General features: G+C 33.8%; 22 protein-coding genes. 9 read left to right on the top strand and 13 right to left on the bottom strand.

The genetic code is table 11. The features are described 5' to 3' along the window. Positions 1–49 precede the first annotated feature (49 nt). The 3 genes from PK35_RS11555 to PK35_RS11545 all read right to left on the bottom strand — a co-directional run bounded on the left by PK35_RS11555 (position 50) and on the right by PK35_RS11545 (position 2,324). Positions 50–910, bottom strand: a complete 861-nt coding sequence (locus PK35_RS11555; RefSeq protein WP_238320909.1) for a glycerophosphodiester phosphodiesterase family protein — start codon at positions 908–910, stop codon at positions 50–52. Continuing rightward, a complete protein-coding gene (locus PK35_RS11550) occupies positions 907–1,746 on the bottom strand; it encodes a sterol desaturase family protein (RefSeq protein ID WP_044626714.1) in 840 nt (279 codons plus the stop codon). The genes PK35_RS11555 and PK35_RS11550 overlap by 4 nt, the downstream gene beginning before the upstream one ends. An 86-nt stretch (positions 1,747–1,832) precedes the next feature. Continuing rightward, positions 1,833–2,324, bottom strand: a complete 492-nt coding sequence (locus tag PK35_RS11545; protein WP_044626713.1) for a YkgJ family cysteine cluster protein — start codon at positions 2,322–2,324, stop codon at positions 1,833–1,835. Between the two features lie 162 nt (positions 2,325–2,486). Here PK35_RS11545 and PK35_RS11540 point away from each other — a divergent pair, with 162 nt between their 5' ends. After that, complete coding sequence (locus tag PK35_RS11540; protein WP_044626712.1) at positions 2,487–3,185, top strand: class I SAM-dependent methyltransferase; 699 nt, start codon at positions 2,487–2,489, stop codon at positions 3,183–3,185. Here the strand turns inward: PK35_RS11540 and PK35_RS11535 are convergent. From PK35_RS11535 to PK35_RS11520, 4 genes are all read right to left on the bottom strand, one after another. Further along, entirely contained in the window at positions 3,161–3,769 is a 609-nt protein-coding gene (locus PK35_RS11535; RefSeq protein ID WP_044626711.1) for a hypothetical protein, read from the bottom strand. The two genes, PK35_RS11540 and PK35_RS11535, sit on opposite strands and share 25 nt — an antisense overlap. 272 nt (positions 3,770–4,041) lie before the next feature. Further along, a complete protein-coding gene (locus PK35_RS11530) occupies positions 4,042–5,217 on the bottom strand; it encodes an LETM1-related biofilm-associated protein (RefSeq protein ID WP_044626710.1) in 1,176 nt (391 codons plus the stop codon). A gap of 64 nt (positions 5,218–5,281) precedes the next feature. Further along, the gene (locus PK35_RS11525) at positions 5,282–6,520 is read right to left on the bottom strand and encodes a hypothetical protein (protein ID WP_044626709.1); all 1,239 of its coding nucleotides are present in this window, start codon (positions 6,518–6,520) and stop codon (positions 5,282–5,284) included. Positions 6,521–6,522: 2 nt separating this feature from the next. Continuing rightward, a complete protein-coding gene (locus PK35_RS11520) occupies positions 6,523–7,242 on the bottom strand; it encodes a glycosyltransferase family 2 protein (RefSeq protein ID WP_044626708.1) in 720 nt (239 codons plus the stop codon). 208 nt (positions 7,243–7,450) lie between these two features. Here PK35_RS11520 and PK35_RS17980 point away from each other — a divergent pair, with 208 nt between their 5' ends. From PK35_RS17980 to PK35_RS11500, 4 genes are all read left to right on the top strand, one after another. Then, the gene (locus PK35_RS17980; protein WP_044626707.1) at positions 7,451–8,101 is read left to right on the top strand and encodes a DUF4331 family protein; all 651 of its coding nucleotides are present in this window, start codon (positions 7,451–7,453) and stop codon (positions 8,099–8,101) included. Positions 8,102–8,126: 25 nt separating this feature from the next. After that, positions 8,127–8,684, top strand: coding sequence for a DUF4331 family protein (locus PK35_RS17975; RefSeq protein ID WP_044626706.1), 558 nt, complete (start codon positions 8,127–8,129; stop codon positions 8,682–8,684). Positions 8,685–8,761: 77 nt separating this feature from the next. Then, positions 8,762–10,054: a tetratricopeptide repeat protein gene (locus PK35_RS11505; RefSeq protein WP_044626705.1), complete on the top strand. Its 1,293-nt coding sequence runs from the start codon at positions 8,762–8,764 to the stop codon at positions 10,052–10,054. Positions 10,055–10,068: 14 nt separating this feature from the next. Next, the gene (locus PK35_RS11500) at positions 10,069–12,303 is read left to right on the top strand and encodes a TonB-dependent receptor (RefSeq protein ID WP_044626704.1); all 2,235 of its coding nucleotides are present in this window, start codon (positions 10,069–10,071) and stop codon (positions 12,301–12,303) included. Between the two features lie 569 nt (positions 12,304–12,872). Here the strand turns inward: PK35_RS11500 and PK35_RS17620 are convergent. The 3 genes from PK35_RS17620 to PK35_RS11485 all read right to left on the bottom strand — a co-directional run bounded on the left by PK35_RS17620 (position 12,873) and on the right by PK35_RS11485 (position 14,985). Continuing rightward, positions 12,873–13,211: a hypothetical protein gene (locus PK35_RS17620; RefSeq protein WP_157841065.1), complete on the bottom strand. Its 339-nt coding sequence runs from the start codon at positions 13,209–13,211 to the stop codon at positions 12,873–12,875. 438 nt (positions 13,212–13,649) lie between these two features. Next, the gene (locus tag PK35_RS11490; RefSeq protein ID WP_044626702.1) at positions 13,650–14,453 is read right to left on the bottom strand and encodes an anti-sigma factor; all 804 of its coding nucleotides are present in this window, start codon (positions 14,451–14,453) and stop codon (positions 13,650–13,652) included. A gap of 1 nt (position 14,454) precedes the next feature. After that, positions 14,455–14,985, bottom strand: coding sequence for an RNA polymerase sigma factor (locus PK35_RS11485; protein WP_044626701.1), 531 nt, complete (start codon positions 14,983–14,985; stop codon positions 14,455–14,457). Between the two features lie 298 nt (positions 14,986–15,283). On the opposite strand from PK35_RS11485, the gene PK35_RS11480 reads away from it, so the two are divergent. Together PK35_RS11480 and PK35_RS11475 are read left to right on the top strand one after the other, a co-directional pair. Further along, entirely contained in the window at positions 15,284–15,760 is a 477-nt protein-coding gene (locus PK35_RS11480; RefSeq protein WP_082048575.1) for an Hsp20/alpha crystallin family protein, read from the top strand. An 81-nt stretch (positions 15,761–15,841) separates the two neighbouring features. Beyond that, positions 15,842–16,378 carry a hypothetical protein gene (locus PK35_RS11475; protein ID WP_044626700.1) on the top strand — a complete coding sequence of 179 codons (537 nt, stop codon included), beginning with the start codon at positions 15,842–15,844 and terminating at the stop codon, positions 16,376–16,378. 354 nt (positions 16,379–16,732) lie between these two features. Here the strand turns inward: PK35_RS11475 and argE are convergent, their stop codons facing one another. The 3 genes from argE to PK35_RS11460 all read right to left on the bottom strand — a co-directional run bounded on the left by argE (position 16,733) and on the right by PK35_RS11460 (position 20,383). Continuing rightward, positions 16,733–17,884 carry an acetylornithine deacetylase gene (argE, locus tag PK35_RS11470; protein WP_044626699.1) on the bottom strand — a complete coding sequence of 384 codons (1,152 nt, stop codon included), beginning with the start codon at positions 17,882–17,884 and terminating at the stop codon, positions 16,733–16,735. Positions 17,885–17,892: 8 nt separating this feature from the next. Further along, complete coding sequence (locus tag PK35_RS11465) at positions 17,893–18,519, bottom strand: YceI family protein (protein WP_044626698.1); 627 nt, start codon at positions 18,517–18,519, stop codon at positions 17,893–17,895. A gap of 73 nt (positions 18,520–18,592) precedes the next feature. Then, positions 18,593–20,383 carry an alkaline phosphatase gene (locus PK35_RS11460; RefSeq protein ID WP_082048574.1) on the bottom strand — a complete coding sequence of 597 codons (1,791 nt, stop codon included), beginning with the start codon at positions 20,381–20,383 and terminating at the stop codon, positions 18,593–18,595. Between the two features lie 342 nt (positions 20,384–20,725). Here PK35_RS11460 and PK35_RS11455 point away from each other — a divergent pair, with 342 nt between their 5' ends. Both PK35_RS11455 and PK35_RS11450 read left to right on the top strand, forming a co-directional pair. After that, complete coding sequence (locus PK35_RS11455) at positions 20,726–23,674, top strand: SusC/RagA family TonB-linked outer membrane protein (RefSeq protein ID WP_082048573.1); 2,949 nt, start codon at positions 20,726–20,728, stop codon at positions 23,672–23,674. Between the two features lie 20 nt (positions 23,675–23,694). Then, positions 23,695–25,482: a RagB/SusD family nutrient uptake outer membrane protein gene (locus tag PK35_RS11450; RefSeq protein ID WP_044626697.1), complete on the top strand. Its 1,788-nt coding sequence runs from the start codon at positions 23,695–23,697 to the stop codon at positions 25,480–25,482. Positions 25,483–25,545 lie beyond the last annotated feature (63 nt).

The raw sequence follows: 25,545 nt of genomic DNA, 5'->3' as shown, positions 1-25,545 counted from the left end.
GAAAAAATTGATTGGGTTTCGCCTGCGTTCACCCTGACCAATAGGTTTCTTACTCTAAAATATTAATTAGTCTATCGGGATAGTCAGTAATAATGCCATCAACTCGGTAATCAATCATTTTTTCGAGGTCTTTGGATTTGTTAACCGTCCAAGGTATTACTTTGAAATTGTCTGTTTGTAAAGCTTCAACTGTATGCTTGTTTAAGAGTTTAAAATACGGACTTACAATTTCGGGTTTGTAACTTAACTGTTTCAGTTTCTCGTTTATGTTTTCATCTTCATCAACTAAAATAGCGACTTTCATTTTGGGAGATTGCCGTTTAATTTCTTCAAGAATACGCAAATCGAAACTTTGCAAATTACTTTCCGCGAAAGCGTTATTTTCTTCAATTACGTTTAAAACTAAGGCAACAAATTCTTTAGGTTTAGGCGTAAAAACACTATCGTATTTGGGTTTGGCTTTTATTTCAATATTGAATTTTATGTTGGGATTTAACTGTTTTGCGAGTTTAAAAACTTCATCAAGCGAAGGTTTGTAGGCTTTCAATTTTTCTTGCTCTGGAAATCTTGGGTGTTTTTTTAATCCGCAATCGTATTGTTTAATACTATCAAAAGTCATCTGATATAAGTTATATTTCATATCATCTTCCTTCGGGATTTTATGTCCTTCAGCATCTAAACAAATGGTTCTACTCAAAAATGGTTCGTGTGAAACTACCACAATTTTATCGGCACTTACTGCCACGTCGAGTTCTAAAGTGTGCACCCCAAGGGCGATGGCTTTTTTAAATGCCGGTAGGGTGTTTTCTGGCATTAATCCACGGCAACCACGATGCCCTTGAATATCGGTATTATTGTAATTACAACTCATTAAAATTAAAGCTAAGCTTGTACAAATTAATAGTTTCAAGTTTCCTTTGGTTTTATTGTTGGGCGTTTATATTTTTGAAATGGTTGTTTTAATAAACTCGATATTTTACTGTTCTCTTTTTCATCTGGAAATACATCTACACCATAAATTATATTATCGCGGTCTAGCTCCATGTAAGTTCCTAAAAGCCTGTCCCAAACCGAAAAAATGTTGCCATAATTAGAGTCGGTGTAAGGTAAAACATAATGATGATGTACTTTATGCATATCGGGCGAAACGAGTAGGTAGCTCATTATTTTGTCTATTTTTTTCGGTAGTTTAATATTAGCATGTGTGAATTGCGTAGCAACCACCGAAAGTGATTGATACATCATTACAATAGCGATTGGCGCACCAATTATTAAAACGCCTAAAAGTGTGAAAATAAATCGAATAACGCTCTCTATGGGGTGGTGTCTGTTAGCGGTGGTGGTGTCTACTTTGTGGTCGGAGTGGTGTACTAAATGCACCATCCAAAGTGGCGGGATTTTATGTTCCACGAAGTGCGGTAAGTATGCGCCAAAAAAATCCATTAAAAAAATACCTAAAATACCATAAATCCAAATGTTAAGTTCGGGTAACCAATTTAAAATGCCAAAATTATTTGCCATTACCCAATCGGATGATTTTAATAATAAAAAGGCTAAAACTAAATTAACAAGTATGGTTGTAAAGGTGAAAAATATATTTGGCACCGCATGTTTCCATTTTTTATAATTGAAATTAAAAAGCGGTATGGCACCTTCTAGTAACCAAAAGAAGGTTAAACCACCAACAATAATGATACTGCGATGCAACGACGGAATGGTTTCAAAGTAATTAATTAAGGTTTCCATTTTAGCATAGTTTAAATGCTAAATTTACCTATTTTTTGCCAATTTTTTGTTTAAGTATGTTAAGGTTCGTATAAAAAAACGGTATCTTATTTTATTTGTTGTTTCATAGCTTCAACAATGTTATAAGCAGCAGGACAAATCGCAACATTTTTAAGTGTTAAGTTGGCTATTTGTTGGAATTTTTTCCTGTCGGTATGCGGAAATTCTCGGCAGGCCTTAGGGCGTACATCGTAAATTAAACAGTAATTATCGGCATCTAAAAAGGTACAAGGCACGCTTTGCAGTACATAATCGTTTTCCTCATCAATGCGCAAATATTGGTCTATAAATTGCTGCGGTTTTAACCTAAAATGTTTCGCAATACGCTCAATATCTTTATCGGTAAACAACGGCCCTGTGGTTTTACAGCAATTGGCACATTGTAGGCAATCGGTGCGCTCAAATTCATCTTCATGTAATTCTTGCATCACATAATCTAAATTTTTTGGCGGCTTTTTTTTAAGCTTAGCAAAGAACTTTTTGTTTTCGTTATGCTTATCTTTGGCGAGCTTTGGAAGGTTATTTATGATGTCTTGCATGATACAAAAATACTGTTTTTCGTCATTACGAAGACTATTCAAAAATCAAAATATATTTTGATTGAAAATACCCAAACGAAGTTTGTGACTGAAGTAATCTTCAAAATTGAAACACTAAATTAACAGATTGCCACGACTAAAAAAGTCTCGCAATGACAGCCTATGAAAGATATTTTCGGAAAAGCCTTAATCGATTACCAAAACGGAAATTACACTGAAGACATTATAACATCAACAAGTATTTCTGATGAAGATGAATTGCCGCTTCCTTATTTGTTTAGAAGTTTTTCTGAAATGCCTAAACTTGAACAACAGGCTTTAAAAAAATGCCAAGGAACCATATTAGATGTTGGTTGCGGCGCCGGAAGCCATAGTTTATACCTTCAAAAAAAAGGGTTTGCTGTGAAAGCTATCGACGTTTCGGAAGGTGCTATAACTGTGACTAAACAACGCGGTGTTAAACAAGCTGAAGTTTTAAATGTTTTGAATGAAACCAAAACCTTTGACACCATTTTATTACTAATGAATGGCACCGGAATTTTTCAAGAGCTCACCCAAGTATCAAAATATTTAACGCATTTAAAAAGTTTATTGAAGCCTAACGGACAAATTTTAATCGATTCATCCGATATTAAATATATGTATTTAGATGACGACGGCGGTTATTGGCAAGATATGAATGCGAGCTACTACGGCGAACTTGATTATTTTTTAAGTTACAAAGGCGAAAAAGAAGTACCTATGAAATGGTTGTATCTCGATTTTGACACCTTAAAATTAGCCTGCGAAACGGTTGGCTTAAAGTGTGAATTGATTGGTGAAGGTGAACATTATGATTATTTGGCGCAGTTAGAATTGTAAAAAGTTACTATTTCCTCTAAATCATTTCTTCTATACTTTTTGTTTTCAAGTTTTGAAACTAAATTCGGACAATCCTTAAAATATTCTGAAGCACGGTTTTTAAAAGATTTAAGTTCAATATAGTTAAAAGGAATCACAGCTTCACCTTCTTTAGCAATTAATGACTCCTCATAAATTTTATTTTGACCATAAACAGTTCTTTTAAAAAGTTTAACCTTTCCGTCAATTACAATTTCAGCAAAACCCAAAATTTTCTTTTTTTTAGTTATTTCTTTAATTACTGGTACAAAAACCGCTTTCCTTTTTATCCTTCTTCCTTTAATTTTTTCACTTACTTCAAAAACGATTTTTTCAACTTCTTCAGGACTAAACTTTGTACTTGTTCGCTGTTTGATTTCAAAATTTACAAAACGTAACTTCTCCTTTGAGCTAAACAATTCTTTGGCATTAAGCATAGCTAATCTAGCATGACCATCAAATATTTCATTATTCATTAAATGAACTGTTGCTTTTGTCCAATCATTGTATTGAGCATTTACATAAAGGCTGAGAAGTAGGAAAGTTAAGGTAATTTTTATCTTCATAATAAAGCATTTAATTAAAATCCCAAATTACAATTTTGTTAGAAGAAAAAGCAAGACTTATAATTTAATAATGTTCAATAAATTTAAAATTAAACGGACAATCTCTAGAACTTGTTCTGTTCCAATATTATGAACTATTAAATTTAGTCTTCCGTTTTTGGATTTATTTTTGACAATAATACCAATATGTGTAATTCCACGTTCCCACTTTTAACTTTTTTTTATGGCAGATTTAGCAGTAAAACAAAAAAAAGTAAAAGACGCATAAATTTTTAATCTTCTTCAACCCGATTTTCATCAAAGGCCGATGGCAATAGTTTAGGTATAAATTTTATAACTAAAGGCAGTAAAATAGCGCCACCAGGAAGCATAAAAATAGCTAAGCTTGGGATGCTTTTAAAAATATCGAATAACTGCTCTTGTACTTTTTTTTGTTCTTCTTTAGTTAAATCGCGCACTGTAGATTGTGTGAGTAAAACCATTAGCTCTTTGCTATCTAACAGTTCTTTATACAAACGTTTTTTGTTTCTAGATATAAGTTTGGTAACCATTTTACTAGAATTATCATAAAAGCTTTGTACAATATTTTTGGAGCTTAATAAGGCAATATTGTCCTTGTTTTCGGTATAAAATGAGTTTATGGTTATTATTGAAGATTTTAAAACCGATTTTTCTACATTTAAATCACGCGCCAGTGTAATTAAAAATTTTTGCTCTTGTATGTCAATAACTTTATCAGTCCAAGTGGCCATACACGCTAAATCTAATAAATATTGTTTTTCAAGTGGCGATTTAATATTTAAAATGGCTTTATTATAATCGTTGGTATCACTATCAAAATAGCGTAACGAAGACTCAAAAAGTTTAATTAAACTCTCGTCGTATTGGTTTTTTTCGGCTTTAGAGTTTAGTACATTTAATGATATAGCAGCAATAGACTCTTCAATTTTAATTAAATAATCAACCGAAATTTTTTCATTTTCCAAATAACGTTTATAACCTAAAACATCAACAAATAAAAGCGCATTAACAATAAAGTATTTAAAGTTTTTGGTAACAATATTGTTGTCTATTTGTACACGCTTATGAAAGATTTTTTCTAGCTGTTCGGTTGTTTTTTTCTCACCTAGTAAAGCTTTAAAAAATGTTGTTTTCGTTTCATTTACGCTGTTGTAAAAATTAATAACACTTTCGGTAAAATTGGTTGAGGTTTCAGCTTTATTGTGAATATAAAGTAGGGCCAAACACAGGTTTATTTTACAGATTTCTTCTTCGGTAAAATCGCTTTTTTCAAAAACCTTTTCAATAACATGTAGGTTGCTTCCATATATAAATCCGCAAGCCCTAAGGTTCTTGTAAAGCGCATCTTCATCTAACAAAAAAACAGGATGATTACTATCGCAGTTTTTAAGTAGTTTTTTTATCCAACCAGAAGCCGAAGGGTTCATATTGTAGTAATAGGGTTTAGGATATAAAAGTAGTGTTTTTAGATATTATAGTGGAATTTTTAGTTTATATGTTAAAATTATTTTTTGTTTTAAAATTAAACGTAGAGTAAAAGATCCATAGAAAAAGAAAAGGAAGAATAGGATAAAGAATTCTTGGATAGGCACATAGTAAAGAACTTCCAAAAAGGTATATTAACACAAAAGTTAAAATAACGAGGATACTAAACGGAAGTTTTTTTAAGTTTAAAAAATTAAAAAGAATACTTAGGCATAAAAACACAAAAACAAAACTATTAGGAACTGCATAAAAAATAAAACCAATATTTTGCGGCGTGTAACTATTAGGTATATCTAAAAACAATCGGCTAATATTTGAAATATAATTTTTAACGAATTTTTTCGGATTTTGCTTTATTTGAGCAATTGCTTTTTCTTTTAATGACGCATCCTTTTCAACAGGTTTTAAATTGCTTATTGAACTTAAAAATGTATTGTGATTTTTATATTGTGGTTTGGTTTTAAAATATTTATCGCTTGCTAAAACCCATTCGCCCTGTTCGTTTTCGTAGGGTGTACTTAACCAATAAATACATTGGCCTCCAGCATTGGAGTAGTAGGGAAATTTATTGGTTAAAGTATAAGTGTAAAATAAATAGGGAAGCGATAATACATTTGCAAATACACATATTATTAAAATTCGTTTAGCCGGAGATTTAAATTTTTTAATGGCTAAAGCAAATAGTGAAATACCAATTAATCCAAAGATTACATAAGCAAAAATTACCTTTGTTAATAGTAATAATACTAAGTATATCGATGCTACTAAAATATGTTTTCGTTTACCTTTTTTAATTGCAATTGTTAAGTAAAACAATAAACCACAGGCTAAAAAAAAAGCAAACCCTTCTGTTAAAATATACTTTAATGAGAATAATAAATTGGGGTAATATAGCCCTAAAATATAACTACAAATTATGGCTTGTTTTTTATTGAAAAACTCTAAACAAGTTTTATGAAAAAAATATACACCAGAAAAAATAAAAATAATGTTTAGGCTTTTTAAAAACACTATGGATGCATTTAAAAATACAAACGGAGCCAGTAATAACGGATATCCAGGGCCATTCCATAAAAATAAAGCGCCATCAATGGCATAAGTGCCGTTTATTAAATTTTCTGCGTATTGAAGGTAGCGTGCTTGGTCTCCTCCTAAACCATTATCAATTACTAAAAAAGCAATTAAAATATAAAGTATAAGTAATGGAAAAAAAAGGAATATAGATTTAAAATGACTTATTTTCATTTTTAAAAATTAAAGCGATACTTAAAAATACACCAAATTGCCCTAAAGCCATCTTTCCAGCCTATTTTTTTTCCTTCGTAATAAGTTCGACCGTAATAGCTTATACCAACTTCATAAATACGGATGTGTTTAATTTTCGAAATTTTGGCTGTTACTTCTGGCTCAAACCCAAATCGTTTTTCTTTTAATTTTATAGATTTAATAATGTCGCTTCTAAACATTTTGTAACATGTTTCCATATCGGTCAAATTTAAATTGGTAAACATATTTGATAAAAATGTTAGGAATTTATTACCTATGGTGTGCCAGAAAAATAATATTCTATGAGGTTTGCTTCCCATAAATCTAGAACCATAAACAACATCTGCAAAACCGTCTATTATAGGTTTTAATAAATCGTTGTATTCTTCAGGATTGTATTCTAAATCTGCATCTTGTATTACTAAAACATCTCCTGTTGCCATTTGTATGCCAGTGTGTAAGGCTGCTCCTTTACCTTGGTTAATTTCATGCTCAAAATAACTAATTGGTAAATCTGGGTTTACAGAAATGTAGGAGCTAATGGCGTTTTTAGTTTTATCTGTTGAGCAATCATTAACTATTAAAATTTCTTTTTCAATGTTATTTATAAGTTTTACCGATTTTATTTTGTTTAAAATGTTGTGAATGGTTTCTGCTTCGTTATAGGCAGGTATAATAACTGAAAGTTTATGTATTGTCATTAACGATATACTAAAGGGCTAGAATGAATTATCCTATGGTTTAAACATAGCTAATTTACTAAATAAAATATACTTGTTGTAATGGTGATTGATTCCTTTTGAAGGTAAATTCATTTCATTAACAAAATTTTAACAAAACCACTCATTTATATTTTCCGTAGGTATTTGCGAGAGTTCAAAAAATATTAACTACAAAACCTCAAAAACTATGAGAAATTTAAAAAAACTATTAGGAATTGGAGCCGTAGCCACCGTTGTAGGCTTCATTTTAGCAGCCGACCACATTGATGCGCCGGCAGTTCAAGGCGGTAGCAGCGATATTACCGATTTTTATGCCTTTCAAGGTGAAAACACCAACAATATTGCGTTTGTAGCCAACTTACAAGGTTTGTTGAGTCCTGCTAGCACAGGTTCGGCAACTTTTGATGAAAATGTTATGATTGAGTTCAACATCGATAACACAGGCGATAATGTTGAAGATTTAGTTATTCAAGCATTACCAAGAGATGGTAAAATGTACTTTTTTGGTCCGGTAGCACCTTCGCAAACAGGATTAAATAGTGTTGTTGAAACGTCTGCAGCATATACTGGTTGGGTATATATTTCTGCATACGGTAGTGATCCGTCAATAGAAACTAGCAATGGAATGAGCTTTTTTGCTGGCCCAAGAGATGACCCATTCTTTATGGATTTCGCGCAATACAGTGAAATTATTGCTGGAAATGCTACAAGTTTTAATATGCCAGGAGCTGATACTTTTGCTGGAACAAATGTGATGTCGGTGGTGGTTGAAGTGCCAAAATCTATGATTGGTGGTACAGGAACCATTAACACTTGGGTAGAATCTAAACGTAAATAATAATTAACCTTAAAGCACAATACACATGAAATCTATAAAAATAATAACCGCAATAGCATTGTCAATTTTAGCCTTTAATTGTTCGAATGATGATGATAACACTATGATGGAAATGCCAATGGAACCAGATTTTTCTGGAACTTACATGCAAGAAGATCAAATGGGGCGACCTGCCGTAAACACTGTTTTTGTCTCATCAGATAGTAAAGATATGTTTAATACTACCATTCCGTCGCAGCAAAGTGGCAACTTTCAAAGTATGTTTCAAACCAATTTAACGGGATTAAGTCCAGCATTTGCAAACGATGGCGACATGAATGCCCTTGGGCAAGATGCTGCAGCCTTTACAGGTTTGTTAGCTACCGATGTTTTAAACGTATCGCTAGATGGCACAACAACATTTTATGATGGCACTAATGTTTTAACTGGTAGAGCCTTAGCCGATGATGTTATAACCGTAGAATTACTTCTAATTTTTGGAGGTGAAGATTTTAGCGAAAATCCAGGACTATCTAACGATAATGTTAACGAAAACGATAAACCCTTTTTGCCCGCGTTCCCATACTTAGCCTCACCATGGTAATACCTTTAACTCTAAAACGAGCTGTTTAAGTCTCGTTTTAGAGTATTAAAAAAATCCTAACAACAAAACTCAAACACATGACACCAATATATAAAATATTAAGCGCTTTACTAATAATTGTTTTATACAGTTGTGGTAATAGCAACCAACAAATTACCAATGCCAAGGATTACGAGCCTTATTTTGTGAGTGAAGAGAACGAGATGTTGCAATTAGCAACTGCAGATTTAAAATTCTGGGAAAAAAAGCTAGAAAAAGAGCCCAATCAATTTCCTTATTTAGCTAAAATTGCAGCATCTCAATCTCTTATATTCAGCACAACAGGCGATATTAATGCTCTAATTGAAGCCGAAAAACAGCTAGTAAAAGCTAACGAAATAACAGATTATAATACGCCAGGTTATTTGTGTGCATTAGCACGAAATTATATTTCACAACATAAATTTAAGCAGGCTTTAGAGCTATTGAAAAAAGCCGAAACAAACGGCGAAAATTTACGAGCAACTCAAAAAATGCTTTTCGATGTACACCTTGAACTCGGTAACTTTGATGTAGCCAAAACTTATCTTGAAACAATTAGAAAAGCAAATGATTTCGATTATTTAATAAGATTATCTAAATGGAGCGACCATCGTGGTAATTTAGACGCTGCTATAAAATACATGGAGCAAGCCAAAGCAATTGCCGAAGCATCAAACATTTCTGGAACTAAGCAATGGGTCTATACTAATTTAGCCGATTATTACGGTCACGCCGGAAGAATTAACGATTCGTATGCACATTATTTAAAAGCACTTGAGCTAAATCCGGATGATGCTTACGCCAAAAAAGGAATTGCTTGGATTGTATATTCTCATGAAAAAAATCCAAATGAAGCCTTACGAATTCTTGAGGGCATAAACACCAAATTTAATGCGCCAGATTATCATTTACTAAAAGCCGAAATAGCCGATTTTAAGGGTGATGATGTTTTAAAGGAAAACGAATTGACTTCTTATTACAATGCTGTAAAAAATCCGATGTATGGCGATATGTATAACAAATACAACGTTTTGCTTTTTGCTGAAGACGACACAGCTTCGGCGAAAGCCTTAAAATATGCACACATTGAGGTTAAAAATAGACCAACGCCGCAGTCGTACGATTTATTAGCGTGGACATACTTTAACCATGGCGAAGTTGATGATGCTTTGGATATTATGGAGACGCACGTTATTGGTAAAACTCACGAACCTGATGTGATTTTACACTTAGCGAAAATTTATAAAGCTAAAGGCATGTTAAAAAAAGTTAAAGAATTAAAAAAGGAATTGGAAGAAAGTACTTTTGAGCTCGGTCCGGTAACGGCAAAAGAAATTAAAAACATCTAACATCAATCTAAAAAATGAAAGTACTAAAATTCATAGCGATTTGTTTGTCTTTGTTCATGGCTCAGGTCACTTTAGGGCAGCAAGTAAAAGGCGTTGTAAAAAATGAAGCCAACCAACCTTTAGAAGGCGCTTATGTTTACAATTTAAATACGAAAACACATGCGCATACTTCAGAAAGCGGATTGTTTATTATTGAAAATTCTAACGTTGGCGACTCGCTTAAAATAGGTTTGTTAGGCTATAAAACTAACATAGTTGCTATTGCAGCTTTAAATGAAACAGAGGTTTTAACGATTGTGTTAGAGGAAAAATTATTTCAGTTAGATGAAATGGTTTTACAAGAACAACAAAACCCAATAAGTACCATTGCAAGATTAGATTTAAATACCAATCCTGTGAATTCATCGCAAGATGTATTACGAAAAGTACCTGGTTTAATTATTGGTCAGCATGCTGGTGGAGGTAAAGCAGAACAGATATTTTTACGTGGTTTCGATATCGATCACGGTACCGATATTTCAATTAATGTAGATGGTATGCCCGTAAATATGGTATCGCATGCACACGGGCAAGGTTATAGCGATTTACACTTTTTAATCCCGGAAACGGTAAGTAAAATAGATTTTGGTAAAGGTACCTACTACGCTAATCATGGCGATTTTACAACGGCGGGTTATGTCGATTTTTCAACAAAAGATTATTTAGAAGATAGTCAAGTCACGTTTTCAGTGGGGCAATTTAACACCATTAGAACACTGGGCATGATAGACTTGTTAGAAAAAGAAAAAAATAAAAACGCCTATATGGCTGTTGAATATTTGCAAGGTGATGGCCCTTTCGAATCACCTCAAAATTTTAACCGATTAAATCTTTTTGGTAAATACGTGGTGTTTTCGCCAAACAACGATAAATTAACCTTAACGGCATCGCATTTTACGAGTCGTTGGGATGCGTCAGGGCAAATTCCGCAACGCGAAGTTGATAATGGTAATATTTCACGCTTTGGAGCGATAGACGATACCGAGGGCGGAACCACGCAACGCACCAATTTAAATGTAGAATACAACAAAAACGTATCGGATAATACCACCTTTAAAACCAATGCTTTTTACTCGCATTATGGGTTTGAGCTATATTCGAACTTTACCTTCTTTTTAGAAGATCCAGAAAATGGCGATCAAATAAAACAAAAGGAAAACAGAGATATTTTCGGAATTAATTCGGCGTTAAACTACAACACATTTTTAGGTGATACCGAATTTAGTTTAACATCAGGTCTGAGTTTAAGACACGATGTGGCAGCAGATACCGAGTTGTCTCACACACTTAACCGAACTACAACCTTAGAGCAAATACAATTGGGAGATATCAACCAAACGAATATTGGCGCTTATGTTAATACAAAATTTGAAATGGGAAGATTTGCCATTGCTCCGGCCTTACGTTTCGATTATTTTACGTTTATGTACAACGATAAGTTACAACCAACATATTCTAATGCTACCGAGCATAAATCGACTGTAAGCCCAAAATTAAACTTTTTTTATAATGCCACAGATAATTTACAATGGTATTTAAAGTCGGGTATTGGGTTTCACTCCAATGATACGCGTGTGGTGGTTAGTAATCAAGGACGCGATATTTTACCAAAAGCTTATGGTGCAGATTTTGGAACAGTTTGGAAACCAACTTCAAACTTAGTGTTTAACGGAGCGTTATGGTATTTGTTTTTAGAGCAAGAATTTGTTTATGTGGGTGATGCAGGTATTGTTGAACCAAGCGGAAAAACAGAACGTTACGGTCTCGATTTAGGCTTACGTTACCAGTTAACCGATTGGTTGTTTTTCGATACCGATGCTACCTTAACACATGCAAGAAGTACCGAAGATCCTGAAGGTGAAAACTACATTCCGTTAGCGCCAAACTTTACTATGGCAGGTGGTTTGGCTGTAAATAATTTAGATGGTTTTTCCGGAGGTATTCGCTACAGGTTTATTGATGATAGACCAGCAAATGAAGATAACAGCATTGTTGCTGAAGGTTACTTGGTAACCGATATAAATGCTAATTACCAATGGAACAATGTCACCTTTGGTGTAGCTATTGAAAATTTATTTGATGTGGCTTGGAATGAAACACAATTTGCAACAGAATCGCGTTTACAAAACGAACCAGCATCCGTTGAAGAAATACACTTTACACCAGGAACACCTTTTTTTATAAAAGGTTTAGTAACATACCGATTTTAAGTTAAAAATAATATTGTTGAAATAAAGATAGATGATGATGAGAAAGAAGCCTAAACGAAGCGTTTGATTTTTTAGGTTTTTTGTTAGGTGAAAGCGTTGGTTTAGTTAATAAATCAGCGCTTTCTTGATTTATAGGGTTTATGTTCTAAAAAAACTTAGGTTTTCTTAAATAAGACGCAAAAATTGTTGCTATGATGATTAGGAATATTAACTCGTATGGTTTGCCTTTATACATGTGAATAAATAAGATAAATGTCATGTAAAGTGATAATAGAGTTGTTCCTAATATTACCGTTTTATTATATAAAAAAAGCCCTGTTGCGAGCAATAGAAAAATGCCTGTGGCAATCATAATTCCACGATTAGTAACAATTTTATCGGGTTGATTAGTTTGAATTATTTTATTTAAGGCATTTGTAATAAAAAAATAAGGTAAGGATCAAAGAGGCTAACCATGTCAGTATTAATTTCAAAAGATTTTTTGATTCCATAAAAATATCAACAAGTACTTAGGTTTGATATTATCTTTCGGTTAAAGGTTATGTGTAAAATAAGAAATATTTCCGTTTTTAAATTATATAGTAAACCAAAAAGTACGATATATGGTACAAAATAAAACAGATTAAAGCATGTATGTATGGCGAGTAGTCTTTTTTATTTTTATAATCCATCCATATTAAAAGTAATAGGATACCATTCATTAGGGCATATGCTATAGGCATCGCTAAAGAACCAAAAGGTAAATTATTAAAAGCAATTCTACCTATTATTGGATCTATGAGTACAAGTGACGTGGCAATCATATACCTCATGTGTTTACTTGGTACTTTTCTATATTTTATGGCGAGTGCATAAAGTATTATCAATATGATAAGATCTCCAATAGGAAAAACAAGATTGTAATACATCTTTCTTTGAAAAAGATTATACATCATTGGAAAGAAGCTTACTATCCATAATGGAAAAATGATATAGGTCGATTTACCTAAAATTTTATGCCACTTATATTTTTTATTGACTATTAAAAAAGGTTGGCATATCAAAATTAAAACCCAAACAACCGAGATAATTGTATGTACATGAGTGTATTTGTACATGTTATTTTTAAACGCGGGAAAATATTTAAAATAACTTGGGTAAAATGCAACAAGCATTAAAGGAATAATAAGAAGCAATAAAAAGCCAGATTTTCGATAACTTTTTTCCATTTATCAATTTATGTTTCTGTCTTAGGAAGAGATTTTATAAAACTAATGAATTTTAACTTATTTTAATCAGGAAAATGGAACTAATTAAAAATAATAAGAAATTAAAATAGATTTATAAAAAGTTCAAAATTAAAAATGTTACGATTCAACAACACCAAGCGTATACAATTGTTCCATGGTTGGTGTTTCACTTCCGCCAGCAGGCTCAAGGGTAATACCAAATGCTTCACTTTCGTTTGCGTTTTCTATTTCAAAAATTTTGTTTTCATCGGTTGTAAAACTATCTATGGTACCTAAACTTGTTGGTGTTAAAGGCGCTAGAGTTAATGACCAAACTTGATAAACTTTGCCTTCAGGAGGTTCTGGTAAACCTTGGGCATCTAAAAATATAAGCTGTTTGGTTTTGTCCCAATACACTTTGGCGTAGGTACTCGCGAAATTACCTTGACCAGCAAGTGGTACTTGGGTAATGTTGTCATCACGTAAAACACTAATTAATGTATGGGCTTCTGTTAAGCTATTTTTAGATTTTTCAATTTGAGTTTCTAACAATTCTTGCTGCGTTTCGGCAACTTTAATATCGTTTTCTAAAGTTTTGTTTAAACTTAATGTCCATAATAAGCCACCAGCAAGAACAATAGATGCAGCCCAACCTGTATAAGTAACCCAATTGTACTTAGGTTTATTTATAGAGATAACTTTCGAGTTATTTCCACCATCAATTAATCGTTCTCGTATAGTTGAGAATGATGTAATTTGATCTGTTGGTGCAACCGAAGCGGTTAATTTTACAACTGCCGATTCAATTTCTAAAACTTCTTGAAGTATTTCGGGGTGTTGCAACATCATTTGATACACTTCTCTGTTTTCTTTTTCAGAAAGTGCACCGGCTACATACATTTCTAATATTCCGGATTCTATATAATTTTTTATCTCTTCCATTTTAGTTTAAAACTAAATTTCTTAATTCTTTTATACAGTTTCTATTTCTAGTTTTTATAGTACCAATGGGCATGTTTAAAGTTTCTGATGCTTCGGTTTGTGTATAGCCTTTAAAATAAAGCAGTTCTATTACTGATTTACATTTTTCGGCAAGCTTGCTTACAAACTTTTTTATACCAATAGCATCGGTTTTATTATCTAAACTATCATTGGTTTCTAAAATATCTACGAAAAAATCGGAGTCGAGGTTTTGTTTACTTTTTTTGAAGGCCTTAGAGCGCGTTTTATCTATTGCAGCGTTTCTAGAAATGTTTAAAAGCCAGGTGAAAAATCGCCCTTTGCTAGACGAGTAGGTATCTGCTTTATGCCATGCTTTTATAAATACGTCTTGCATGACTTCTTGTGCAATATCGTTGTCTCTAACGATATTAAAAATAACACCATGCATGCTTTCGCTGTACATGTTATAAAGTGTTTCGAAAGCTTTTTCATCTTTTTGCTGAAACTTTTCTACTAAAAGCTCGAGTTGCATAGGCTTATTTTTTGGGGAAAGTTAAGCTTATTTTTTTGTAATTGAAAATATTGATTACCTCGATTTTAGCTAAACGTGTTCGTGTATGGTTTGTTGCGTTCTTGCTAAGATAGTAAATAAAGATATATCCATTGTTCAGAGCAATGCATTATACACGTTGTGGTGTTTTGTGCGACACCAATCATAAAATAATGTCATTTTGACATTTTTATTGTAATGGCATTTTTTTTGAATTGATTACATGGAATCATAATGGATTTCATTTTTGAAATTTTGTTTAATTTAAAATTTTATTATTATGAGCAATTTAATTAATGTTCCTAAAAATGGAAGTTTAAGTAGCACTAATTCAAATTTAAACTTTCCAAGTTGGTCAAGTTGGATTGATGAGATTTTTAATCGTGACTTACCATCAGTTTTTACTTCAAATTTTAATACCGGAATGACACTTCCAAAAGTTAATATCAGAGAGACCTCTGACGCTTACTTTGTTGATATGGCTGTTCCAGGTATGAAGAAATCAGATTTTGAAATTAATCTTGAGGATCAACTATTATCTATTTCTACTCAGGTTAACGAAGAGAATCAATTCGAAGATGAAAACTTTAATAGGCGGGAATTCGGATATGCTTCATTTAAAAGATCATTTACATTACCAGAAACCGTGAATGAAGATAAGATTAAAGCCAGGTATAACGATGGGATTTTAAGTATTCATCTGCCTAAGAAGGAAGAGGCAAAGCAAAAACCTCCTAAACAGATTACTATTTCTTAGTAAGCATATAATGATCAAGGAAGAATATTACTCTTTCTTGATCATTCATTTTATTCATTAACAATTTTTAAACGTATAGATATGAAAGCTAATATTTTATTACTGCTTTTGGCTTTTTTAAGTTTCAGTTGTGATGGTCAAGTAAGTGAGCAGAAAAAAAACAATTCTTCAGGGTTAGAAAGAAATAAAGAGGAAATTGTTCCTAAGGGATCATGGCAGGTTAATAAGGAGTTTGATGAGAATGGGAATCTTAAAAGGTTTGACAGTATTTATAGTTGGTCCTCATCGGGCAATATGAAAAGTATAGACACCGATAGTGCTTTTAATAGGATGCAATCTTTGATGGAAAAACATTTTTCAATGATTCAATCACCAGATATAAATACTTTTACTAACCATGATTCTATATTTAAACAATTCTTCTCAAATAATTTTTCCATAAATGACTTTTTTTCTAATGGTTTAAAGTCTGGAATACCCAATATAGATGATAAGATGAAGCAAATGGAAGCCTTGAGACAACATTTTTTTAATGACAATTATAGATATATTATTCCTCCAGAAGAGGATAATGAAAATACCAATGGTGAAAAAACTATTGAGAGAACGCAGATATAAAATTTTTTATGGTTTAATACTTAGAATATCGGATTATGAAAACAAAGCCTGTAAAAGTTAAAGTACTGAGTCAAGAAGGTAATTCCTATCATATTCAATTTCCATATTTAGAAGTCCCTGTAACTGTAAATGAACAGTTATATAAAAAGATGCTACAAAGTACTGATTATAAGTTTATTTCTTCTAATGCCTCAGTAAGACAAAATTGTTAGTTGTAATTGTTTATATTACAAAAAGTTAAATGATTGTTCTCTTTGAGCAATCATTTTTTTTTTAAGAAAACTAGAAAAGTAAGTCTTTATGAGTTTTAAACATGACTAGGTTTATAAGGAATATTCCATATAAATTAAAACCTTATTTTTCCAAATAAGTAACTAAGGCTTCTATCATTGCGGTGCCTTTATTTAATTGGTCTTTCGAAATAAATTCGTTGGCACGATGCGCTTGTTTAATAGAGCCAGGGCCACAAATAATGGCTTCGAAACCTGCATTGGCAAAATAGCCTGCCTCAGAAGCATACGAGACTGTATTCCAGTTATAATTTCCTGTAATTTCTCCAATTAATGTAACGGCTTCAGAAGATTCATGAGTACTAAAAGCAGGAACAATCCGATGGTTTTCTTCAACTTTAATTGTAAAATTTGAGAAAATAGCGCGTTTTATGGTTTCTCGTTCTTTACAAAAGTTTATTAAATCTTGGTGTAGTTTATTGGGGTTATCTTTGGGTAAGCATCGCATATCTAACGAAAGTGTGACGTTGTTTGCGATAATATTTGCAGCTATTCCGCCATTTATAGTACCAACATGAAGCGAGGAGTGTGGCGGATTAAAACGAACGTCATTACTCGTTTTAACCAGTTTTTCCATTTTTGTTTCTGCCCAAAGTACAATTTTTGCGGCTTCGTGAATGGCGCTTACTTCTTGGTTTATGCGACTGCTATGACCTTCGGAACCGTTAACGGTAATATCTAAAATATGAATACTTTTTTGACCAATTATAGGCTGTAGCATGGTGGCTTCACCAATAATCGCAAATTTTGGTATTTCGCTGTATGTAGATTTAATGTCATTTATTAAATCTTCGGCACCTAAACAACCAATTTCTTCATCATAAGAAAAGGCAAAATAAATAGGTTTTGTTAAGTTGGCTTTTACCATTTTAGGCAAGGTCGCAAGACAACAGGCTAAAAAGCCTTTCATGTCGCAACTGCCGCGAGCGTAAAGGTTACCGTCAGCTTTTTCAACTAACTCAAACGGATTGGTGTCCCAAGGTTGATTTTTCACGGGAACCACATCAGTATGCCCCGAAAGAATCACTCCGCCACCCACGGCTGGCCCAATTCTACAATGCAAAGAAGCTTTGGTATTATCGTTATTGTAAACCAAAAACGTGGTAACACCAAAGCTTTCTATATATTGTTGTATCCAATTAATAATTTCTAAATTAGTATCGCCACCTAAAACAGGAAACGATACTAATTTTTCAAGAATTTGTTGGGTAGTCATTAAGAATTTTAATTTTCTCTTAAGTAAGTCTCTACATTAATAGCAACATCTTCCCAAGTTTTACTAACGCCATCTGGACCTTTATGTAAATCGAAACAAACTTTATTTAATGCAGCAAGGGCATCTAGTGCATTCCATTCTGCTAGTTGCATTGTTCCTGTTAAACTTACACGTCTTTCGTCTGTAATTTTTATATCAAGCGGTAAATCTTTTGTAACACCATTCATGGTTAAGGTAGCTTTATACTTCCCATTTTCAGCATGAAGTTGACCGCTTATAAACTCAGTATCTAACATGCTACCAAAAAAAGAATCTTTAATTTTAGCATCACGTGTGTTCGTAGCATCATTTGTGAATAAGCTACTAATAGGAATAGAGAAACTTAAATTGTTTAAAGCTTCCTCTGGAGTGTCACCAGACTGCTCTTCAAATTTAGCGGTAGTAAACTCGCCACCAACGGCTTTCTTCTCAGTAGTTTTGTAAGCTGTCCATTTTACCGAAGTAGCTTCTGGTTTTACAACAAATTTTTTGGTTGCAATTGCTTCGGTTTCTTCAGTTTTGGTTTCTTTTTTCTCGTTTTTACAAGCGATAATACTTAAAGATAAACAAAGTAAAAGTATGTTTAATTTTTTCATTTGGTTTTCAATTTTTGAATAACTCGAAATTAAGGCAATTTAACAGCAATCACAAATATTTGATGGCCTTATGTTATAACTTTAAGACTTCTTTAACCTTGTTAAAAATGGTGTTATTTTCATAAACACCAGAGAATTTATACGATTGTGGCCCATAAGCAAAAATAGGAACCATAGTGCCAGTATGATCAAAAGTTGTGAAGTCACCTTCAATAATTTGTTGTTTTACGTCACCTTGAGGAATGCTCAAACCAGAGGTTTCATGATCTGCCGTGATAATAACTAGGGTGTTTTTGTCGGTATCGGCAAATTTGATGGCTTCGGTAATAGCAGTATCAAAATCTATACCTTCAGAAACGATACCGTCTATTTTATTAAAATGTCCATAAGTATCAATTTTAGCGCCTTCAACCATTAAAAAGAATGGTTTGTTTTTGTTGTTCAAAAATGTCAAAGCTTGTTTGGTCGCTTCGGCTAAAATGTGTCCACGACCTTCTGTCATACTTGATACGCCGTATTCCGATAGAAAATGACCTATCTTTTGTTCGGTAGACGTTTCTATTTCCGAAAGGTTATTAACGACAGCAAAAGTTTTATCAAGATTTGTATCACTAAAACGATTGGCGCCACCACCAATAAATAAGTTGAGTTTGCTAGTAATTAAATCAGCAGTAATGCCATCGGTCATATCGCGATCTATTTGATGCGCGTAAAATGATGATGGCGTAGCACCTGTAATTTCATCTGTGGTGATGCAACCCGTTACAAAGTCGTATTTATACAGAAACTCGGTGAGGTTTTCAATAGGTTTTCGGTTAATATCCATACCAATCGAGCGGTTATAGGTTTTCTCGCCTGTAGCAATGGCGGTTCCTGCAGCAGCAGAATCGGTTGTGAAATCATCGGCGGATTGTGTTTTAATAAATCCAATCGATTTTAATTGTGTAAGCGTTAAAGCACCTTGGTTAGCCAATGTAGCTGCCGATATTTGCGATAACCCATTACCATCACCAATAAGTAAAATGATGTTTTTTACTTCGGTATCTTTTTGGTCAGATTCGTAAGTTGGTGTGTACACTGGCGAATGGAATGTATTGGTATAAGTGCGTTGTTTTAGCGTGCTTAAATAAGTATAACAAGTCGCAGGCGCATCGGTATTGATGTAATCTACACCTAAATCGTGTAGTGATTTCCATGCGCTTTTACCATCGGGCGATCCCCAAAAACGAAATGGTTTATGGTAACTGTGTGCTTTCGCAATGGCTTTTTTTACTTTGATAAGGTTGTCTTCAGTAAAACGGCCTTTACCATTCCAAACCGAGTATCGTTTAAACGGTAAACTAATCAGCGCGATTTTATCCCAAATTTTAGGATCACTAATAGGTTCCAAACTTTGATAATCGAATTGAATAAACTCAGGGTATTTCAAATAATCTTGAGGTTGTGGGCGATTACCCGAAATAACAAACGATATAGATTTGTTTTCAATTAACTGCGGATGTTTCTTAAGTGTTTCGACAATTTGGTTTAAAGTTGAAACCGCTTCCGTTTTTATATCAATTAATAGTTGAAGCTTTTGCAGCGAGCCTAATTCTAAATTTAAAGCTTCGGTTAATGGTTTTAAATATAATCGTTCAATTGTTCTGTTGGATTTAATTGAAGTTTCTTCATGTGCAACATATAAGGTGTCGTTTTTCAAAATAACATCAACTTCAATAGAATTAGCACCATTGGCATAGGCGTTCCAAAAGGGTAGAGGGTTTTCGTAATCGTTGTGTGCGTGAATCATAAAATCTTGACTGTATACATTATAGAACACACAACATATTAATGTTGTTAAAATAGCTGAAAACTTAGGTTTCATAGGGGTTTACTTACTTTTAAAATTAAATTAATAAGCAAATTAATCATTAAAAAACAGACACGTGTTAACAATACATTTGCAGGAGTAAAACAAGAAATTTAAAAGTTAACTTAATATTACTTAAGTAAATTTTAACGTATTTCTGTAAGGCGTTATCAATAAAGGTTTTGTGAGGTAATGTTAAGAATGCGCAATTTTTGGTGTTTTAAAATTAACATTGAGAAAACAAACCGTTTAAACAAAGTTTAATATTGCTTAATCTTGAATTTACAAACCTTTTAGGTTCTCGTTATTTCTTTGCTTGAAATTATCAAACTAATCCCTTTACTTAATTTTCAAACAATGAAAAAACAAAAACTCTTAATTTTATTTTTATTATTTGGCTTTTTGTCTGTTTCATGGGGTCAATCTAATATTGCAGGTGTTGTAATAGATGAAGAAGGCATTCCATTATCAGGCGCAAGCGTAACCATAATTGGTACAGCTACAGGAGCGATTACCGATTTTGATGGCGGCTTTAACATTAAAGCTTCTGTGGGCGATGTATTAGAAGTATCTTACTTAGGATACAACGCAGAACAAATAACCATAAGCGATCTTTCTAAACTAAAAATTACTTTAACTTCAAACGATGAAGAGCTAGACGCTGTCGTAGTTGTTGGTTACGGTACACAAAAAAAATCTGATGTTACAGGTGCCATTGGTTCACTACAAAGCGAAAGCTTTAATAAAGGTGTTGTAGCCAATGCGGGTCAATTACTACAAGGTAAGGTCGCTGGTGTAAATGTATCGAATGTAACTGGAGAGCCAGGTTCTGGTCAAGACATCGTAATTCGTGGAGTTGGTAGTTTACGTTCGGGCACGACACCATTATATGTTGTTGATGGTTTTGCATTAGACAACTCTGGTAACGGTGTGCCAACAAACCCATTAAACTTTATTAATCCTCAAGATATTGAGAGTATTGATGTTTTAAAAGACGCGTCTGCCGCTGCCATTTATGGTGCAAGAGCAGCCAATGGTGTAATTGTTATTACCACTAAAAAAGGTAAAAAAGGCAGAATGCAAATGAATTTAACCGTTTCTGCGGGACTTTCAAAAATTGCAAATAAAATTGATGTATTTACTGCTGATGAGTTTAGACAACAAGTGGTTGCTGTAGGTGGCGAACTATCTGATGGTGGTGCAAATACCGATTGGCAAGACGAACTTACACGTACTGCGGTAACTAAAAAAACAAACTTTTCTTTAAGCGGTGGTACCGAGAGTTCTAATTACTACGCTTCAGTTGGTGTTGATGATATTCAAGGTATTTTAAGAAATAACGATTTAAAACGTTACTCGGCTCGCGTTAACGCAACTCAAAAAGCATTTAAAGACAAATTAAAAATCGAATTTAATGTAGCGGCAACCAGAACCGAAAATGTGCGTCCAGATGCAACATCTATCATTACAGATATGTTAGAGCTTAACCCAACGGTGCCAGTTTACACGAACGGTTTACCAACCGAGTTAGGTGATAGAACAAACCCAATTGTAACCGAGAAAGTATACAGAGACTTTACTAACAACAATCGTATTTTGGCAAACATTGCGCCATCTATCGAGATTTTTAAAGGATTAACGTATCGTTTAAATTTAGGTGTCGATTATTCAACAGCAAACCGCGATGTACAAACTATGCCATTAGCCGAAGCTAATGTTATTGAAGGTTTTTTAAATACCTACACCAACGAAAATAAAACCACCCAAGTTGAAAACACTTTAACTTATAACTTTGCTAGCGAAAACCATAGCTTAACGGCTTTAGTAGGGCAATCGTATCAAGAGAATTTCTACACAAGCAAAAGGTGGTCTTACGACAGTTTTCCAGATAACGGTATTGAACCACGATATCAAATAGGTATTGGTAACTTAACAGGAGATTCTGCATCGGCGGTAATTAACGAGTTACAATCGTTTTTTGGTAGAGTTAACTATGCTTTTGCAAATAAATATATGTTAACTGCAACTATGCGTGCGGATGGTTCTTCAAAATTCGGATCGAATAACAAATACGGTTATTTCCCATCGGTTGCTGCAGGTTGGAACATTTCTAACGAAAGCTTTATGGAAAATGGTCCATTTTCAAATTTAAAGCTACGTGCTAGTTGGGGACAAACAGGTAACCAAGAAATACCTTCAAAAATTACAAAAGCAAGTTATGGCGAAAGCGGTAACGACAACGATATTTATCCGTTAACGGAAGGTGTTGTTAATGCAGCCGATTATCCGTTAGGATTAGTATACTCGCGTACTGCAAACCCAGATATTCAGTGGGAAGTATCTACACAAACTAACATTGGTTTAGATTTTGGTATATTAAATAACCAATTAACAGGTTCGGTAGATTACTTTAATAAAGTGTCTGAAAATGTTTTATTAGAAGTAGTTCCTGCAGATCCTATTCAGCCAACAACAACATATTGGACCAACATTCCTAACATGGAAATTAAAAACAATGGTGTTGAGGTTGCTTTAGATTACCAAAGTGATGCTACAAGAGATTTTACATTCAACATTGGTGGTAACTTCTCATTAACTAAAAACAAAGTAGAAAATTCGCCTTACCAAGTATTAACTACTGGAGCTGCGCAAGGTTCAGGGCAAAGTGGTGCAACCATTAACGGTTACATTAACAACGAACCAATTGGAGCGTTTTACATGCGTGAGTTTTTAGGAATTGACGGCGAAGGATTCAGCATCTACAGAGATATTAACGACGATGGTGCTATCGATGATAGAGACCGTACCATTGCAGGTAGTGCTTTACCAGATTATTTATATGCGTTTTACTTAAACTTTAACTACAAAAATTTCGATTTAGGTTTAAACTTTAACGGAGCTGGTGGTAATAAAATTTACAACCATACACGCATGTCGTCATTCAATATTGGAAATATTCAAGGGTCTGCTAACACGACAGATCAAGCAGTTCAATATCCAAACGAATCACCTTTAAACTCAAACGTAGCCTCAACACGTTATTTAGAAGATGGCGATTTCTTACGCTTAAACAACGCTACTTTAGGTTATAACTTAGATCCTAAAAAGGTAGGAATTAACGATTGGGTTAACGCCGTAAGAATATCTCTAACAGGCGAAAACTTATTCGTAATTACTAAATACACAGGCTTCGATCCAGAGGTCAACACTGGTAGCGAAACAGGAGGTATAAAAACCTTTGGTATAGACCGTTATACGTATCCAAAAGCGAGAACATTCTTATTAAGCTTAAACGTATCATTCTAATAAAAACTATTTAAAAGAAAATGAAAAATAAATTTATAATCGCAATATTAAGCGTCTGTACTTTATTAAATTATAATTGTACAGATTTAGACGAACAAGTGTTAGACGAAAGTTTAACGGGAACCGATGGCGCTACAGAGCCTGTTAGTGGTGCGTTATCTGCGGCTTACGGAAACATGGCGCAAACATTTAGACACACACGATATTTTGGTTTGGTTGAATTAGCTACAGATGAAGCTATTTTACCACCACGAAACGGTAACAACGGTGCAGGTACACAATGGCAAGATGGCGATAGATATGTTGGTTTACATACACACAATTTCCCAACGGCAAACAGTTTAGTTGGTGAGTCTTGGGATTATCTTACAACCAATATTTCTAGAACCGTTACAGGTATAGAATCTTTAGTGCCATTGGCTGAAGCTGGCGATTCTGAAGCTCAAGCAGCTGTTTACGAATTAAGAGCATTACGTGCTTATTTTAATATGTTGGTTTTAGATGCTTGGGGTATTGCCTTTAAAAAAGAAGCATCAAACGAAACTTCTGAAATTTTAAAAGGTCAAGATGCTGTAGATTATATTGAAAGCGAATTTTCTGCTGTGGTAAACGATATTAGCGATAATATTGGTCCTGGTAGAATCACGCAATCTGCCGTTTATGGTTTCTTAGCCAAATTACATTTAAACGCTGCGGTATACCGCGATCCTTATGGTACGCCTAACTTTACCGATGCCGATATGGATAAAGTTATCGAGTACACCAACAACGTGATTAACTCACAAAAATTCTCGATTTCTCCAGAGTATTTCGATTTGTTTAACGATGAAAACCACGATAACCCAGAGTTAATTTTTGCGGTAGATTTACGTGGTGTGTTAAACAACGACCACAACCGTTGGGCATATTGGTCTATGTCTGGATCGTTATTCCCAAGACCAGACGAGTATTACAGAAGTATGGACGGTACCGATGGACCAGCAATTACTTCAGATTTTTATCAAACTTGGGTAGAGGCTTATGGTAGCGAAGATCCTTCTCGCGATGCTAGATTCTACCAAAAAAATGCCATGGTGCCTGCAGAACTTGAAGATTTAACAGGTTTAAATCCAACCAACGATGCCGATCATTACTATTGTGTTGGTGATGAAGATGGCGATGGTATTAACGATTTTGAAATGGATAGAGGTATTTTAAGAGGAACTATTTGGGCGCCTCGTAAAATTGATTTTAACCGTTCTAACGGATCTATGCAATGTGATGAAGGGTATAGAATTTATCCTTTAGCCGAAATTCGTGAAAACGGTAACGGTGGCGTTACTTATTATGTGGATCACACTGAAAATATCGATTTTTCACCAACTATTGGTTATGCGAGTGGTTACCGTGTTGCAAAATGGCAGTTTAGTAAAACATCAGATGATGGTAATAACTATAGTAGCGTAGATTTAGTTTTATTACGTTATGCCGATATTTACTTAATGCGTGCCGAGGCTAAATTAAGAAAAGGTGATGCTACAGCTTTAGACGATGTTAACTACGTTCGTGCACAAAGAACGGCACGTCCTGAGCAAACACCGCCAGCTTTAGCGAGTTTAGATTTAGATGTTTTATATCGCGAACGCGGATTTGAGTTTTACTGGGAAATGGCACGACGTACCGACATGATTCGTTTTGGTCGTTTTGAAGATACCTACACCGAAAAAACCGACACCGATGTAAACCACCGATTATTCCCAATTCCTCAAAATGCTATTGATGGTGCTTCAAACGTACCTGGGTATTTAGAGCAAAACCAAGGGTATTAATTCGTTAAAGAAAATGAAATGATCAGGGGGGTAAAGCCTTGTTCAAAATAAAATAAAAGCAAT

Origin of the sequence: Neotamlana nanhaiensis (genome assembly GCF_000943555.1) — a bacterium.
GTDB classification, from domain to species: Bacteria; Bacteroidota; Bacteroidia; order Flavobacteriales; family Flavobacteriaceae; genus Neotamlana; species Neotamlana nanhaiensis.
This window is presented reverse-complemented; position numbering and strand designations above follow the sequence as displayed.

What these genes read in the sequence shown, in the direction of transcription:
- PK35_RS11490 (WP_044626702.1), bottom strand. Translation starts at nt 14,453, where the DNA reads ATGGAAGAGATAAAAAATTATATAGAATCCGGAATATTAGAAATGTAT.
- PK35_RS11480 (WP_082048575.1), top strand. Translation starts at nt 15,284, where the DNA reads ATGAGCAATTTAATTAATGTTCCTAAAAATGGAAGTTTAAGTAGCACT.
- PK35_RS11475 (WP_044626700.1), top strand. Translation starts at nt 15,842, where the DNA reads ATGAAAGCTAATATTTTATTACTGCTTTTGGCTTTTTTAAGTTTCAGT.
- PK35_RS11550 (WP_044626714.1), bottom strand. Translation starts at nt 1,746, where the DNA reads ATGGAAACCTTAATTAATTACTTTGAAACCATTCCGTCGTTGCATCGC.
- PK35_RS11535 (WP_044626711.1), bottom strand. Translation starts at nt 3,769, where the DNA reads ATGAAGATAAAAATTACCTTAACTTTCCTACTTCTCAGCCTTTATGTA.
- PK35_RS17975 (WP_044626706.1), top strand. Translation starts at nt 8,127, where the DNA reads ATGAAATCTATAAAAATAATAACCGCAATAGCATTGTCAATTTTAGCC.
- PK35_RS11485 (WP_044626701.1), bottom strand. Translation starts at nt 14,985, where the DNA reads ATGCAACTCGAGCTTTTAGTAGAAAAGTTTCAGCAAAAAGATGAAAAA.
- PK35_RS11465 (WP_044626698.1), bottom strand. Translation starts at nt 18,519, where the DNA reads ATGAAAAAATTAAACATACTTTTACTTTGTTTATCTTTAAGTATTATC.
- argE (WP_044626699.1), bottom strand. Translation starts at nt 17,884, where the DNA reads ATGACTACCCAACAAATTCTTGAAAAATTAGTATCGTTTCCTGTTTTA.
- PK35_RS11540 (WP_044626712.1), top strand. Translation starts at nt 2,487, where the DNA reads ATGAAAGATATTTTCGGAAAAGCCTTAATCGATTACCAAAACGGAAAT.
- PK35_RS11520 (WP_044626708.1), bottom strand. Translation starts at nt 7,242, where the DNA reads ATGACAATACATAAACTTTCAGTTATTATACCTGCCTATAACGAAGCA.
- PK35_RS11460 (WP_082048574.1), bottom strand. Translation starts at nt 20,383, where the DNA reads ATGAAACCTAAGTTTTCAGCTATTTTAACAACATTAATATGTTGTGTG.
- PK35_RS11505 (WP_044626705.1), top strand. Translation starts at nt 8,762, where the DNA reads ATGACACCAATATATAAAATATTAAGCGCTTTACTAATAATTGTTTTA.
- PK35_RS17980 (WP_044626707.1), top strand. Translation starts at nt 7,451, where the DNA reads ATGAGAAATTTAAAAAAACTATTAGGAATTGGAGCCGTAGCCACCGTT.
- PK35_RS11450 (WP_044626697.1), top strand. Translation starts at nt 23,695, where the DNA reads ATGAAAAATAAATTTATAATCGCAATATTAAGCGTCTGTACTTTATTA.
- PK35_RS11545 (WP_044626713.1), bottom strand. Translation starts at nt 2,324, where the DNA reads ATGCAAGACATCATAAATAACCTTCCAAAGCTCGCCAAAGATAAGCAT.
- PK35_RS11500 (WP_044626704.1), top strand. Translation starts at nt 10,069, where the DNA reads ATGAAAGTACTAAAATTCATAGCGATTTGTTTGTCTTTGTTCATGGCT.
- PK35_RS11455 (WP_082048573.1), top strand. Translation starts at nt 20,726, where the DNA reads ATGAAAAAACAAAAACTCTTAATTTTATTTTTATTATTTGGCTTTTTG.
- PK35_RS11530 (WP_044626710.1), bottom strand. Translation starts at nt 5,217, where the DNA reads ATGAACCCTTCGGCTTCTGGTTGGATAAAAAAACTACTTAAAAACTGC.
- PK35_RS17620 (WP_157841065.1), bottom strand. Translation starts at nt 13,211, where the DNA reads ATGTATTACAATCTTGTTTTTCCTATTGGAGATCTTATCATATTGATA.
- PK35_RS11525 (WP_044626709.1), bottom strand. Translation starts at nt 6,520, where the DNA reads ATGAAAATAAGTCATTTTAAATCTATATTCCTTTTTTTTCCATTACTT.